Here is a 13,526-nt window from a genome sequence, read left to right as displayed (position 1 = left end):
CGTTTCGTCATGCGAGCCCGCCGTTGACGGACATCACCTGCCCCGTCACATAGGCGGCGGCGTCGGACACCAGATACGCGACCATCGCCGCGACTTCGTCGGGCCGGCCCGCGCGCTGCGCGGGCACGAGCTGCTTGATCCGTTCGGCGGGAAACGCCTGTTCGGCCATCGGCGATTCGATGATGCCGGGCGCGACCGCGTTCACGGTAATGCCGCGCGACGCAAGCTCCAGCGACAGCGATTTCGTCGCGCCGATCAGCCCTGCCTTCGCGGCCGCGTAATTGACCTGCCCGCGATTGCCGGTCACGCCGGCCACCGATGCGATGTTGACGATCCGCCCGCGTCGCGTGCGAATCATCGGCAGCAGCAGCGGCTGCGTGACGTTGAAAAAGCCGTTGAGCGTCACGTCGATCACGCTGTGCCACTGCCGACGCGACATGCCGGCCATCGGCGCGTCGTCGTGAATGCCGGCGTTGTTGACGAGGATCTGCACCGGCGCTTCGTCGGCGAGCGGCGCCAGCGCGGCGAGCGTCGCGTCGGCGTCGGTCACGTCGAACGCGATCGCGCGCGCGGTGCCGCCGGCCGCGACGATCTGCTGCGCGACCGCCTCCGCCTGCGCGAGATGGCGGTTCGCATGGACCCACACTTCATGGCCGGCCTGCGCGAGCGCCATGCAGATCGCCTGCCCGAGTGCGCCGCTGCCGCCCGTCACGAGCGAGCGCATCGAATTGCTCCGTTCATCGCGTTTCACCTCGATCGACGCGGCGGCGCATCGTCTGCCGATCGCCGCCGCATACCGTCATCACCTGCGCGTCGCGCCCGTGCGCTGCGCCGTCACTTCGTACGATGCGCGGCGACGTACGCGGCCAGCGCGCCGAGCGTCGCAAAGATCTTCTGGTTGTCCGGATTGTCCGAGCGCAGTTCGAAGCCGTATTTCTTCGAGATCAGCAGCGCGATTTCCAGGATGTCGATGGAGTCGAGCCCGAAACCTTCGCCGTACAGCGGGGTTTCGACCGTCACTGTTTCGAGCGGGACGTCTTCGAGATTCAGTTCGCCGATGATCAGCGTGGCGAGCTCTTGTTCCAGTGCGTTCATCATGCGTGCGAGCAGGCGGCCAATGGCAGCGGGAGGCGCCCGGAAACGGCAACCGTCGTGCACGCCCGGCGCGTGCAAATCTCCGTCCCTCCGGCGTCTGCCGGCGTCCCCGCCTGCGTTATTTGGGGATCGTTTGTAAAAGTTACGCGGATTCTAGACGATGGGTATCGGGCCGTATACGGGGAATGGTTACAGACTGGCGAGCCGGCGCCGCGGCCCGTTTCGTGACACGAATGCACGAGACGCTTGAGCCGCTTTGGATGGAAATGGACCGACCCCGCGAAACCGTTCGTCCGGTGCCATACAATCGGTTACAAAACCCGCACACGCCCGCCCCGAACACGCCGTGCCACGGCCCTAAAATGGGCGCACTCGACTACCGGCCCCGACCCGCGTTCCGGCCGCCATTCATATGATGTTTGACGGCCCGACCACTGCGTTCAGCCACGATCCGCCCGATGTCTCCAGTCATGCCGCGTCCGTCCTTCCGCTCCGTTCCGGTTCGCCCGTCCGTCTGCCGCCGCCCGGCGGCCGCCGGCGACGCCAGCCCACGCCCGCACGGAGGCCGCCGATGAGCAGGCTGCTGTCCATCGCGCGCGGCGTCGCCGCGGTCGGCGCCGTGGCGGCCTACCAGGCCGGCGCGCACTACGCTGCCGCGACGCCCGGCGCGCACGGCTTCGGCCTCGCGATGGCGCTCGTGCCGCCGCTGCTGCTCGCGCTCGGCGCGGCGCTGCGCTCGCCGCGACGTGCATGGTTCGTGCCGGCGTGGCTGCTGGCCGCCGCCGCACTGTGGGCCGCGCGCGCGCCGCTCGCGCAGCACTTCGAATGGGGCCTGTATCTGGAACACGCGAGCTTCAACGTCGCGATGGCGCTGCTGTTCGGCCGCACGCTCGCGGCAGGCGAGGTGCCGCTGTGCACGCGCTTCGCGACGATGGTCCACGGCCACGGCGCGGTCACGCCGGCCATTGCGCGCTATACGCGGCAGATCACGCTCGCGTGGACGCTGTTCTTCGTCGCGATCGCCGCCGTGTCGACGCTGCTGTTCGCGACCGCGCCGATCGTCACGTGGTCGACGTTCGCGAACTACCTGTCGCTGCCGCTCGTCGCCGTGATGTTCGCCGCCGAGCATGCCTGCCGGCGCTTCGCGCTGCCGCACGAGCCGCGGCCGCGAATGATCGAAGCCGTGCGCGCGTATCGCGCGACAACCCACGCGTCGCAGGCGTCACGATGAATTCACGGCCGGCGCGGCGCCGCAATGCGGCCGCGCCGGCCTTCGCTCCCGTTTTTACCGATTTATGCCGACTCACCCGCTGGTATTCCATTCGTCGCCGGACCAGACGATCGCCTGGCGCGACGGTGCGCCCGTCACCGTGCGCGCGTTCGTCGCCGACGTCGCGCGCGTGGCCGCCGCGCTGCCCGCCGGCGGCCACGTGTTCAACGTGTGCCGCGACCGCTACCGTTTCGCGGTCAGCCTGTGCGCGGCGCTCGTCTCCGGCAGGGTCAGCCTGCTGCCGTCGACGCACACGCCGGAAATGGTCCGCCAGCTCGCGTCGTTCGCGCCCGATGCGTTCTGCCTGCACGACGCGCCCGACTGCGCGATCGACCTGCCGCGCTTCGCGTATCCCGACGCCGCCCCCGGCGACCTCGCCGACGATGCGCCGTTCGCGGTGCCGCAGATCGATGCGGCGCGGATCATGGCGTACGTGTTCACGTCCGGTTCGACCGGCGCGCCGGTGCCGCACCGCAAGACCTGGGGCTTCCTGGTCGGTTGCGTGCGCGCGGCGGCCGACCGCCTCGGGCTGCTCGACGGTCGCGCGGCCACGCTGATCGGCACGGTGCCCGCGCAGCACATGTACGGCTTCGAATCGACGGTGCTGCTCGCACTGATCGGCGGCCTCGCGTTCAGCAATCGCCAGCCGTTCTACCCGGTCGACATTCGCGACGAACTCGATGCGATCCCGCAGCCGCGCGTGCTCGTCACATCGCCGATCCACCTACGCGCGCTGCTGTCGGCCGGCCATGCACTGCCGCGCGCGGCGCTCGTGCTGTCGGCCACCGCGCCGCTGTCGGAAAAGCTCGCATGCGAAGCCGAGGCCGCGCTCGACGCACCGCTCGTCGAGATCTACGGCAGCACCGAGACCGGCCAGATCGCGACCCGCCGCACGTCGCAGGGCGCAGCGTGGCAGCTGTTCCCGGGCATCCGGCTCGACGCGCGCGACGAGCCCGCAAGCGACCACACGGGCGACGACGGCGGGCCGACCGTCTGGGTGTCGGGCGGACACGTCGAGGCGCCCGTGCCGATGGGCGATGCGCTCGAACTGCTCGGCGACGGCCGCTTCCTGCTGCACGGCCGCAAGACCGATCTCGTCAACATCGCCGGCAAGCGCACGTCGCTCGCGTACCTGAACCATCAGCTCAACGCGATTCCGGATGTAGTCGACGGCGTGTTCTTCATGCCCGACGAAACCGCGGCCGCCGACACCGGCCTCGAACCGGTCACGCGCCTCGTCGCGCTCGTCGTCGCGCCGACGCTCGCCGCCGCCGATCTGCAGCGCGCGCTGCGCGAGCGGATCGATCCCGCGTTCATGCCGCGCCCGCTCGTGTTCGTCGACGCGCTGCCGCGCAACGAAACGGGCAAGCTGCCGCGCGACGTGCTGGCCGCGCTCGTTGCACGACACGCGCGCGCCGCGACCGCGCCCATGGCCGCACGCGGCGCAGCCGACGCACCCGCGCTCGGGTTCACGATTCCCGCCGACCATCCGGCGCTGCCCGGCCACTTCCCCGGCCATCCGGTCGTGCCGGGCGTCGTGCTGCTCGATCACGCGATCCACGCGATCGGCGCGGCGCTGAACCGCCCGATGCACGCTTGGCGGCTCGGCTCCGCGAAATTCCTGAGCCCGGTCGCGCCCGGCGAGCCGCTCGATCTCGCGTTCGACGCCTCGGCCAGCGGCGCGATCCGCTTCACGCTGCGCGCCGGGTCGCGCGATGTCGCGACCGGCGTGCTGTCCGTGCCGCCGGCCGTGCAGGACGGTGCCCAGCCATGAAGCGCACCGCGTGGGCCGAACGCCAGGAGCGCAGCAACGCGGGATTGCTGCGCGCGATGACGTGGATCTCGCTGCGCTTCGGCCGGCAGCGTGCGCGCATCGTGCTGCATCTGATCGCGACGTATTTCGTGCTGTTCTCGCCGGTGGCATGCGCCGCGTCGCGCGACTACCTGCGTCGCGTGCTCGGCCGCCCCGCACGCTGGCGCGACGTGTACCGGCACGTGTTCACGTTCGCGGCGACGATCCACGACCGCATCTATCTGATGAACGGGCGCTTCGACCTGTTCGACATCCGGCTGCACGGCGAAACGCTCGTCGACGATGCGCTCGCGGGCGGACGCGGCGCGTTCCTGATGGGTGCGCACCTCGGCAGCTTCGAGGTCGTGCGTGCGATCGGCCGCACGCACCCGGACCTGCGCGTCGTCGTCACGATGTACGAGAACAATGCGCGCAAGATCAACGCGACGCTCGCCGCGGTGAATCCGGCCGCGACGCCGGAAGTGATTCCGCTCGGGCAGGTCGACTCGATGCTGAAGGTACGCGAGCGCCTCGACGCGAACTGCATGGTCGGCATGCTCGCCGATCGTACGCTGCGCGACGACGCGGCCGCGTCGCTGCGGCGGCTGCCGCTGCTCGGCGCGCCGGCCGCGTTCCCGCTCGGGCCGCTCTACATGGCCGCGATGCTGCGACGCCCGGTGATCTTCATGACGGGCCTCTATCGCGACGGCAATCGCTACGACGTGCACTTCGAGACGCTCGCCGATTTCTCCGACGTGCGGCGCGACGCACGCGCGGCGGCCGTCGACGCGGCACTCGCGCGCTACGTCGCGCTGCTCGACAAGTACTGCCGAGCAGCGCCGTACAACTGGTTCAACTATTTCGATTTCTGGCAAGTCGGCGACGCTGCGGCCGCGGGCCGCGACGCTGCGCGCGCCGCTGCCGACCTGCCCGCCACGAGGGATTCCGACGCATGACCGCCGTTCGCCGCTTCCTGCTTCCGCTCGCGCTGCACCGCGGTGCCCGCTTGCTCGCCGCAACCGTCGCAGCGATCGCACTGGCCGTGCCCGCGGCGCAGGCGGCCGACACGGCGTCGGCCTGGAACCTCGACCGGCTGATGTCGACGCTCGCGCAGCACAAGTCGGGGCGTGCGACGTTCACCGAAACGAAGTACCTGTCGATCGCCACGCAGCCGGTCGAATCGTCCGGCGAACTCATATTCGTCGCGCCCGATCATCTGGAAAAGCACACGCTGAGCCCGAAGCCCGAGCACCTCGTCGTCGACGGCGACATGCTCACCGTCGAGCGCAACAACCGCAAGTACACGCTCGCGCTCGCGCGCTATCCGGAACTCGGCGCGTTCATCGACAGCATCCGCGCGACGCTCGCCGGCAACCGCTTCGCGCTCGAGCAGGTGTACAAGGTCGCGCTCGCCGGGCGCGGCGACGACTGGACGCTGACGCTCACGCCGCTCGACTCGCGGATGCTGAAGGTGGTCAGCACGATCACGCTCGACGGCACGCGCGATATGTTGCGCGGCGTCGCGATCCGGCAGGCCGACGGCGATCATTCGGTGATGCGCCTGCAACCCGTTCCGGCGAATCCGAACTGATGGACGAACACACGCGCCCTTCATCGTCACCCGTCACGCGCCGCCTGCACGCGTTGCGGCAGCGCGCGGTGCTCGTGTGGCTGCTCGCGCTCGTCGCGTGCGGCGTCGCGATCGGCCGCGCGCACTTCACGGCCGACCTGTCCGCGTTCCTGCCAAACTCGCCGAGCGCCGGGCAGCGCGTGCTCGTCGACCAGTTGCGCGACGGCATCGTGTCGCGGCTGATCCTCGTCGCGATCGACGGCGGCGAGGCAAGTACGCGCGCCTCAGTGTCGCGGCGCATCGCCGGCACGCTGCGCACCGATCCGCAGTTCGCGGCGGTTAACAACGGCGAAGCCGCGAACGACGCGCGCGACCGGCAGTTCATCTTCGATCACCGCTACCTGCTGAGCCCGGCGGTCACGCCGCAGCGCTTCAGCGCCGACGGCCTGCATCAGGCGCTCGGCGACAGCCTCGACCTGCTGAGCTCGTCGGCCGGCCTCATGGCCAAGGCGATGCTGCCGCGCGACCCGACCGGCGAAGTCGCCGCGCTCGTCGACCAGATCGACAGCGCGGCGCAGCCGGCGAACCGCGACGGCGTGTGGGCGTCGCACGACGGTACGCGCGCGGTGCTCGTCGTGCAGACCGCCGCGGCCGGCTCCGACACCGACGCGCAGGCGCGCGCGATCGACACGGTGCGCCGCGCATTCGCCGCCGCGACGCAGGCCGTGCCGAACGCGGCCGCGACCACGCTCGCGATGACGGGCCCCGGCGTGTTCTCGGTCGACATGCGCGACACGATCCGGCACGACGTCGAGCGGCTGTCGACGGCGAGCGTCGTGCTGATCGTCGCGCTGCTGCTGACGCTGTACCGCTCGCCGCGCACGCTCGCGCTCGGGTTGCTGCCGGTGCTGACGGGCGCCGCGGCCGGGATCGCGGCGGTCAGCGTCGCGTTCGGCACGGTCCACGGGCTGACGCTCGGCTTCGGCACGACGCTGATCGGCGAAGCCGTCGACTATTCGATCTACCTGTTCGTGCAATCGGCGCAGACCGGCATGCGCGGCACCGCTCGCCCGGCCGATGCGACGCGCGCATGGCTCGCCGCGTACTGGCCGACGATCCGGCTCGGCGTGCTGACGTCCGTGTGCGGTTTCGCGTCGATGCTGTTCTCCGGATTCCCGGGCCTCGTGCAGCTCGGGCTGTATTCGATCGCCGGGCTGACGGCCGCCGCGCTCGTCACGCGCTTCGTGCTGCCGCACCTGCGCGGCGAGCATGTCGCGATCCGCGACATGTCGCGCGTCGGCGCCGTGCTCGCGCGCGCGGCCGACGCCGCGCCGCGGCTGCGCTGGCCGCTCGCCGCACTGGTGGTCGCCGCGTGCGCGACGCTCGTGCTGCATCGCGACGGCCTGTGGAGCCGCGAGCTCGCCTCGCTCAGCCCCGTGCCGGCGCGCGCGCAGGCGCTCGACGCGCGGCTGCGCGCCGATGTCGGCGCGCCCGACGTACGCTACCTCGTCGTGATTTCCGCGCCGACCGAGCAGGCCGCGCTCGAAGGCGCCGAAAAGGTCGCCGCGCAACTGCAGCCGCTCGTCGACCAGCGCGCGCTCGCGGGTTTCGAAAGCCCCGCGCGCTACCTGCCGAGCGACGCCGCGCAGCGCGCGCGCCAGGCGAGCCTGCCCGATGCGGACGTGCTCGCCGCGCGAATGCGCGACGCCGTCGCGAACCAGCCGATCGCTGTAAAACCCGACCTGTTCGCGCCGTTCATCGCCGATGTCGAAGCCGCCCGCCACGCGCCGCTGCTGACGCGCGCGGCGTTGCGCGGCACGTCGATGGCGCTCGCGGTCGATGCGCTGCTGACCGAACGCGACGGCCGCTGGAGCGCGATGCTGCCGCTGCGCGCGCCGGACGCCGCACGCGCGGCGCAAGGGTTCGACGCAACGCCGATACGCATGGCCGTCGCGCAAGCGGGCGTGCCCGATGCGCTGTTCGTCGACATGAAGGCCGAAGCCGATCGCCTGTACGTGAGCTACGTGCACGAGGACATCCGGCTGTCGCTCGCGGGTTTCGCGGCGATCGCCGTGCTGCTGCTGATCGCGCTGCGCTCGCCGCGCCGTGCCGTGCGCGCGCTCGCGCCGCTCGTCGCGGCCGTGCTGGTCGTGACGGCCGGCTTCGCGCTCGCCGGCGTGCAGCTGACGATCCTGCACCTCGTCGGCATGCTCCTGATCGTCGCGGTCGGCTCGAACTACGCGCTGTTCTTCTGCAAGCGCGACGACGCGCAGCCCGTCACGCCGTACACGCTCGTGTCGCTGCTGATCGCGAACCTCGCGACGGTCGCCGGCTTCGGGCTGCTGGCGCTGTCGCGCGTGCCGCTGCTCGAAACCTTCGGGCTGACCGTCGGCCCCGGCGCGATGCTCGCGCTCGCGTTCGCGGCGATACTCGCGCCACGCGCCGCGGCAGCCGGCGATCGTCGTCAACGGAGCCAGGCATGAACGCACCGTCGTCCGTTCCGCCTCGACAGCCCGGCCAATCCGGCGCGCGCCGCTGGAAGCCGACGCCGCTGATCGCGGGCACGGTCGCGCTGCACGCGGGCGCGGCCGCCACCGTCGTCACGCAACCGGCCGCATGGCCGTGGGCCGTCGGCGGCGTGGTCGCGTCGCATCTCGCGCTGACCGCCGCCGGCCTGTGGCCGCGCAGCACGCTGCTCGGCCCGAACTGGACGCGCCTGCCGGCCGGCGCCGACCGCCGGATCGCGCTGACGATCGACGACGGCCCGGACCCGGACGTTACGCCGCGCGTGCTCGACCTGCTCGATCGTTACGACGCGCGCGCGACGTTCTTCTGCATCGGCGATCTCGCGCGCCGTCATCCGCGCTGGATCGAAGCGATCGTCGCGCGCGGTCACGCGATCGAGAACCACAGCCAGCGGCACCGGCACTCGTTCTCGCTGTCGGGGCCCGCCGCGCTGCGGCGCGAGATCGCGGCCGCGCAGCAGACGCTGACCGAGATCGCCGGCACGCGTCCGCTGTTCTTCCGCGCGCCGGCCGGCCTGCGCAATCCGTTTCTCGAACCGGTGCTGTGCGAACTCGGCCTGCAGCTTGCGAGCTGGACGCGGCGCGGCTTCGACACGCGTGCGCACGACGCCGCGACCGTCACGCGCCGCCTGCTGCACGGCCTCGCACCGCGCGACATCCTGCTGGTACACGACGGTCACGCGGCACGCGACGCGCGCGGCGAACCGGTCGTGCTCGACGTACTGCAAGCGGTGCTGCGCGCAGCCGCCGATGCGCAACTGCACTGGACCACGCTGCGCGCGGCGCTCGCGCCCGAACCGCCCGGCCAGCCGGGCGTTCCGGCACCCCCGTTTGATAAAATCTGAACTTGAACGGCGCGCCTGCCAGCCCTGCTGCGGCGCCCGTTCCGGCCACCGGATGCGACCCTCGTGAAACCTCTCCTGCTCTCGCACTTCACCGCCACCAGCTGCATCGGCCGCGGCCTCGATGCGACCCTCGACGCGCTGCGCAATGCCCGCGGCGGGCTCGCGCCGTGCGACTTCGAGCGTGCGGATCTCGACACGTGGATCGGCGCGGTGGACGGCGTCGACGAGCAACCCGTGCGCGCGGACCTCGCCGACTTCGAGTGCCGCAACAACCGCCTCGCGCAGCTCGCTCTCACGCAGGACGGCTTCGACGCCCGCGTCGCGGCGGCCGTCGCGCGCCACGGCGCGGCGCGCGTCGGCGTGTTCATCGGCACGAGCACGGCCGGCATCCTCGAGACCGAATGCGCGTACCAGCATCGAGATCCGGCGAGCGGCGCGCTGCCCACCGACTTCCACTATGCGAACACGCACAACCCGTATTCGGTGGCCGCGTTCGTGCGCACGTATTTCGCGCTGCGCGGGCCGGCGATGGCGATCTCGTCCGCGTGCTCGTCCGGCGCGAAGGTATTCGGCTCCGCGCGCCGCATGATCGAGGCCGGGTTGATCGACGCGGCCGTCGTCGGCGGCGTCGATTCGCTGTGCCTGACGACGCTGTACGGCTTCAACTCGCTCGAACTGCTGTCGCGCCTACCGTGCCGGCCGTTCGACGTTGCGCGCGACGGCATCTCGATCGGCGAGGCCGCGGCCTTCGCGCTCGTCGAACGCGTGCCCGAACCGCCCGGCGCGCTCGACGGCAACGCGGTCCTGCTGCTCGGCATCGGCGAATCGAGCGACGCGCACCACATGTCGTCGCCGCATCCGGACGGGCTCGGCGCGCGTGTCGCGATCGAGCAGGCGCTCGCGTCCGCCGGCCTCGACGCGAACGACATCGATTACGTGAACCTGCACGGCACCGCAACGCCGAGCAACGACGCGGCCGAAAGCCGCGCGGTCGGCGCGCTGCTCGCGCGCACGCCGTGCAGCTCGACGAAGGGCGCGACCGGCCACACGCTCGGCGCGGCCGGCGCGCTCGAAGCGGTCGTCGCCGCGCTCGCGCTGCGCGAGCAGTTCGTGCCGGCCGGCGTCAACACGACGCAGCCCGACCCGGCGCTCGCCGCCGACTACGTGCTCGCGAGCCGCGATATGCGCGTGCGCACCGTGCTCTCCAATTCGTTCGGCTTCGGCGGCACGAATTGCAGCCTGATCCTCGGCCGCGCCGGCCACGTACGCCGTTGAGGCCCGACATGACGCTCACCGCCTTCATCGAAAGCATCGGTCTCGTCGGGCCGGGCTTGAACGACTGGCCGCACGCGGCCGACGTGCTCGCGGGCCGCACGGCCTATGCGAGCGCACGCACCGTGCTGCCGCCGCCGGCCGGCCTGCCGTCGGCCGAGCGGCGCCGCACGGGCCCCGTCGTGCGCGTCGCGCTCGCGGTCGGCCACGAAGCGGTCGCGGCAAGCGGACGCGATGCGGCCACGCTCGCGACCGTGTTCAGCGCGTCCGGCGGCGACGGCCAGAACTGCCACGCGATCTGCGAAACCCTCGCCGGCGACGATCGCCAGCTGTCGCCGACGCGTTTCCACAACTCCGTGCACAACGCGCCGGCCGGCTACTGGAGCATCGCGACCCGCGCGATGGCGACGTCGAACGTGCTGTGCGCGCACGACGGCAGCTTTGCCGCGGGCCTGCTCGAGAGCCTGTGCCAGGTCGCGGTCGATCGCATACCGACCCTGCTGATCGCGTACGACACCGACTATCCGGAACCGCTGCGCACGGTGCGGCCGATCGACGACGCATTCGGCGTCGCGCTCGTATTCGCGCCGGAAGCGAGCGCGCGCACGCTCGCCCGCATCGACGTGCAGCTCACCGACGCGCCCGCTACGACGCTCGCGAATGCCGGGCTCGACGCACTGCGCGCCGGCAATCCGGCCGCACGCGTGCTGCCGCTGCTCGATGCGCTGGCCGCAGGGCGTTCGACGCGCGTCGTGCTCGACTACCTGGCCGATACGCGCGTGCAGGTCGACGTCGCGATGCCGGACGCCTTCGCGGAGCGCACGTGATGGCCGCGACGATCGCGTTGATGCCGCCGCTCGACCACGCGTGGATCGCCGCGCATATTCCGCACGGCGGCACGATGTGCGTGCTCGATACGGTCGATGCGTGGGACGCCGAACGCATCCGCTGCACCGCGACGAGTCACTGCGATCCGCACAACCCGCTGCGCTCGCACGGCCGGCTCGCGTCGGTCTGCGGCATCGAATACGCGGCGCAGGCGATGGCCGTGCACGGCGCGCTGCTCGGTATGCAAGAAGAACGTCCGCGCGCCGGCTATCTGGCGAGCGTGCGCAATGTCGACGCGTTCGTCGATCGGATCGACACGTTCGACCTGCCGCTCACCGTCGACGCGGAACGAGTGGGCGGCGACGGCCGCTCGGTGCTGTACGGCTTCGCGCTGCGCTGCGGCGATCGCGTGCTGCTTACTGGCCGCGCCGCGGTGATGCTCGACGCATCGGCCGCCGGCACGTTTGCCCCGCCGCCCGCCGGCAATTCGAATCCTCGATGAAGAGACTTACACAAGGAAACCAGGTCGTGAAAGTTCGTCAGTTCATTGGCACCGCACTCGTTCTGGCGCTGATCAGCCCGATCGCGCATGCGGACATGTCGGAAGTGAAGCAGGACATCAAGCGCGATTCGAAAGAAGCCGCGCACAAGACGGGCGAAGCTGCACGCAGCTTCGGCCACGCAACCGCGAGCGCCGCGAAGGCGGTCGGGCACGGAGTCGCACACGCGTCGCGCGAAGGCTGGGATGCCACCAAGCGCACGACGAAGCGGATCTTCCACAAGAACGACTCGAGCGAGTCGGGTGGAAAGAGCGAAAAGAGCAATTGAGCACGCGCATCGCGCGCATCACCGACTGCATGCGCGCGATGCGTGACCGTTCGTCAGTCGCGACGCCGCGTTACCGCGCGCCGCGCATGCGGCGTGCCGGCCTCGCCGGCCTGCGAGCGAAGCACTTGCCGTACGCGACGAACCAGCAATCGCGATGATCGAAGTTCCGCAGCAGCCGCGCGCGGCGCCGCTCGAGCCAGTAGAGCGAGATCGCCATCGTCAGCGCGACGGCCAGTGCCGAGCCGCCGATCGCGAGTCCCATCCAGGTTTCACCCATGCCTTCTCCGGAATGCGAGGCCGAAGCGGCGCGCCTGCCGCCGCTCCGGCACTGGATATAGCGGAACGCGGCCCGAAACGCGTGCGAACGCGGCCCGGGCCGTCGCGCGTCAGTGCATGTGCTGGCCGCCGTTGATCGCGATGTTGGAGCCCGTCACGAAACCGGCCTCCTCCGAGCACAGGTAAGCGACCAGCGCCGCGACTTCTTCGGGCTTGCCGAGCCGGCCCGCCGGAATCTGCGGGAGGATCTTCGTGTCGAGGATGTCCTGCGGGATCGACGTGACCATCTTCGTCGCGAGGTAGCCCGGCGACACCGTGTTCACCGTCACGCCCTTGCGCGCGACCTCGAGCGCGAGCGATTTGGTGAAACCGTGCATGCCGGCCTTCGCGGCCGCGTAGTTGGTCTGGCCGACCGAACCCTTCGAGCCGTTCACGGACGAGATGTTGACGATGCGACCCCAGCCGCGCTCGACCATGCTTTCGCAGACGGGCTTCGTCATGTTGAACACGGAATCGAGGTTCGTTCGGATCACGGCATCCCAGTTCACCTTGTCGAGCTTGCGCAGCGTCATGTCGCGCGTGATGCCCGCGTTGTTCACGAGAATGTCGACCGGGCCGACGTCCCGCACGATCGTCTCGATGCATTGCCGGCACGAATCGTAATCGGCCACGTCCACCGGGTACGCAAGGAACTCGCGGCCGGCCGCGTGCATCTCGGTCAGCCAGCGGTCGGCGCCGGTGTTGTTCGGCGAATACGTGACGACTACCCGGTGGCCAGCGTCGTTCAACCTGATGCTGACCGCTTCGCCGAGACCGCCCATTCCACCTGTCACAATTGCAATTCGCTTAGTCATCCTATAAATTACCGACAAAAAAGTAATCGATGAATGCGGGGCGACGGCATCGCACATGCTGCCGCCCCACCGCTTCGATGCGCAGCCGCCCGCGTCGCGGGCACGGCACGCACCGGAACATCGCGCTTGTTGTTGGCTGCTTGTCGTGCGCGACAACCGCTTCGCCCGCCCGCGGCGCCGGCCGGCGCCGCCTGCGGGTCGTGTCTTCAGCCCCGGCTCAGACGCGCTCGACCGCGAGCGCGACGCCCATCCCGCCGCCGATGCACAGCGACGCCAGCCCGCGCTTCGCATCGCGCTTGGCCATCTCGTGCAGCAGCGTCACCAGGATCCGGCAGCCCGACGCGCCGATCGGGTGGCCGATCGCGATCGCC

The 13,526-nt window shown here is 70.7% G+C and carries 14 protein-coding genes and 1 pseudogene; 10 read left to right on the top strand and 5 right to left on the bottom strand.

The window, feature by feature from the left end:
• Positions 1-7 precede the first annotated feature (7 nt).
• Both fabG and ACM6JT_RS27255 read right to left on the bottom strand, forming a co-directional pair.
• A complete protein-coding gene (fabG, locus tag ACM6JT_RS27260; RefSeq protein ID WP_034179432.1) occupies positions 8-724 on the bottom strand; it encodes a 3-oxoacyl-ACP reductase FabG in 717 nt (238 codons plus the stop codon).
• 110 nt (positions 725-834) lie between these two features.
• Positions 835-1,095, bottom strand: coding sequence for a phosphopantetheine-binding protein (locus ACM6JT_RS27255; protein ID WP_034179433.1), 261 nt, complete (start codon positions 1,093-1,095; stop codon positions 835-837).
• A 571-nt stretch (positions 1,096-1,666) separates the two neighbouring features.
• Here ACM6JT_RS27255 and ACM6JT_RS27250 point away from each other — a divergent pair.
• The 10 genes from ACM6JT_RS27250 (at position 1,667) to ACM6JT_RS27205 (ending at position 12,025) form a co-directional block, all read left to right on the top strand.
• Positions 1,667-2,326 (top strand): membrane protein, encoded by a 660-nt coding sequence (locus ACM6JT_RS27250; RefSeq protein ID WP_034179434.1) that lies wholly within the window; start codon positions 1,667-1,669, stop codon positions 2,324-2,326.
• Positions 2,327-2,390: 64 nt separating this feature from the next.
• On the top strand, positions 2,391-4,139 hold the full coding sequence (locus ACM6JT_RS27245) for an AMP-binding protein (RefSeq protein ID WP_414857677.1): 1,749 nt from the start codon (positions 2,391-2,393) through the stop codon (positions 4,137-4,139).
• Entirely contained in the window at positions 4,136-5,113 is a 978-nt protein-coding gene (locus ACM6JT_RS27240; protein WP_414857676.1) for an acyl-CoA synthetase, read from the top strand. Before ACM6JT_RS27245 ends, ACM6JT_RS27240 begins: the two co-directional genes overlap by 4 nt.
• Positions 5,110-5,748, top strand: a complete 639-nt coding sequence (locus ACM6JT_RS27235; protein WP_414857675.1) for an outer membrane lipoprotein carrier protein LolA — start codon at positions 5,110-5,112, stop codon at positions 5,746-5,748. The genes ACM6JT_RS27240 and ACM6JT_RS27235 overlap by 4 nt, the downstream gene beginning before the upstream one ends.
• Positions 5,748-8,210, top strand: a complete 2,463-nt coding sequence (locus ACM6JT_RS27230; RefSeq protein ID WP_414857674.1) for an MMPL family transporter — start codon at positions 5,748-5,750, stop codon at positions 8,208-8,210. The genes ACM6JT_RS27235 and ACM6JT_RS27230 overlap by 1 nt, the downstream gene beginning before the upstream one ends.
• Positions 8,207-9,097: a polysaccharide deacetylase family protein gene (locus ACM6JT_RS27225; protein ID WP_414857673.1), complete on the top strand. Its 891-nt coding sequence runs from the start codon at positions 8,207-8,209 to the stop codon at positions 9,095-9,097. Before ACM6JT_RS27230 ends, ACM6JT_RS27225 begins: the two co-directional genes overlap by 4 nt.
• Positions 9,098-9,160: 63 nt before the next feature.
• Positions 9,161-10,372: a beta-ketoacyl-[acyl-carrier-protein] synthase family protein gene (locus ACM6JT_RS27220; protein ID WP_414857672.1), complete on the top strand. Its 1,212-nt coding sequence runs from the start codon at positions 9,161-9,163 to the stop codon at positions 10,370-10,372.
• 8 nt (positions 10,373-10,380) lie between these two features.
• Positions 10,381-11,196 (top strand): beta-ketoacyl synthase chain length factor, encoded by an 816-nt coding sequence (locus ACM6JT_RS27215; protein WP_217591026.1) that lies wholly within the window; start codon positions 10,381-10,383, stop codon positions 11,194-11,196.
• Positions 11,196-11,699, top strand: coding sequence for a hotdog family protein (locus tag ACM6JT_RS27210; RefSeq protein ID WP_414857671.1), 504 nt, complete (start codon positions 11,196-11,198; stop codon positions 11,697-11,699). The genes ACM6JT_RS27215 and ACM6JT_RS27210 overlap by 1 nt, the downstream gene beginning before the upstream one ends.
• Positions 11,696-12,025 carry a hypothetical protein gene (locus tag ACM6JT_RS27205; RefSeq protein WP_414857670.1) on the top strand — a complete coding sequence of 110 codons (330 nt, stop codon included), beginning with the start codon at positions 11,696-11,698 and terminating at the stop codon, positions 12,023-12,025. Before ACM6JT_RS27210 ends, ACM6JT_RS27205 begins: the two co-directional genes overlap by 4 nt.
• Before the next feature lie 70 nt (positions 12,026-12,095).
• On the opposite strand, the gene ACM6JT_RS27200 is transcribed toward ACM6JT_RS27205, so the two are convergent.
• From ACM6JT_RS27200 to ACM6JT_RS27190, 3 genes and pseudogenes are all read right to left on the bottom strand, one after another.
• Positions 12,096-12,302, bottom strand: a complete 207-nt coding sequence (locus ACM6JT_RS27200; protein ID WP_034179041.1) for a hypothetical protein — start codon at positions 12,300-12,302, stop codon at positions 12,096-12,098.
• Between the two features lie 109 nt (positions 12,303-12,411).
• The gene (phbB, locus tag ACM6JT_RS27195) at positions 12,412-13,155 is read right to left on the bottom strand and encodes an acetoacetyl-CoA reductase (protein WP_217591029.1); all 744 of its coding nucleotides are present in this window, start codon (positions 13,153-13,155) and stop codon (positions 12,412-12,414) included.
• 217 nt (positions 13,156-13,372) lie between these two features.
• A pseudogene (locus ACM6JT_RS27190) lies at positions 13,373-13,526 on the bottom strand (acetyl-CoA C-acetyltransferase); the annotation flags it as partial.

Source organism: Burkholderia sp. IT-111MI5 (assembly GCF_949752865.1).
Taxonomy (GTDB): Bacteria; Pseudomonadota; Gammaproteobacteria; order Burkholderiales; family Burkholderiaceae; genus Burkholderia; species Burkholderia pyrrocinia_C.
This window is presented reverse-complemented; position numbering and strand designations above follow the sequence as displayed.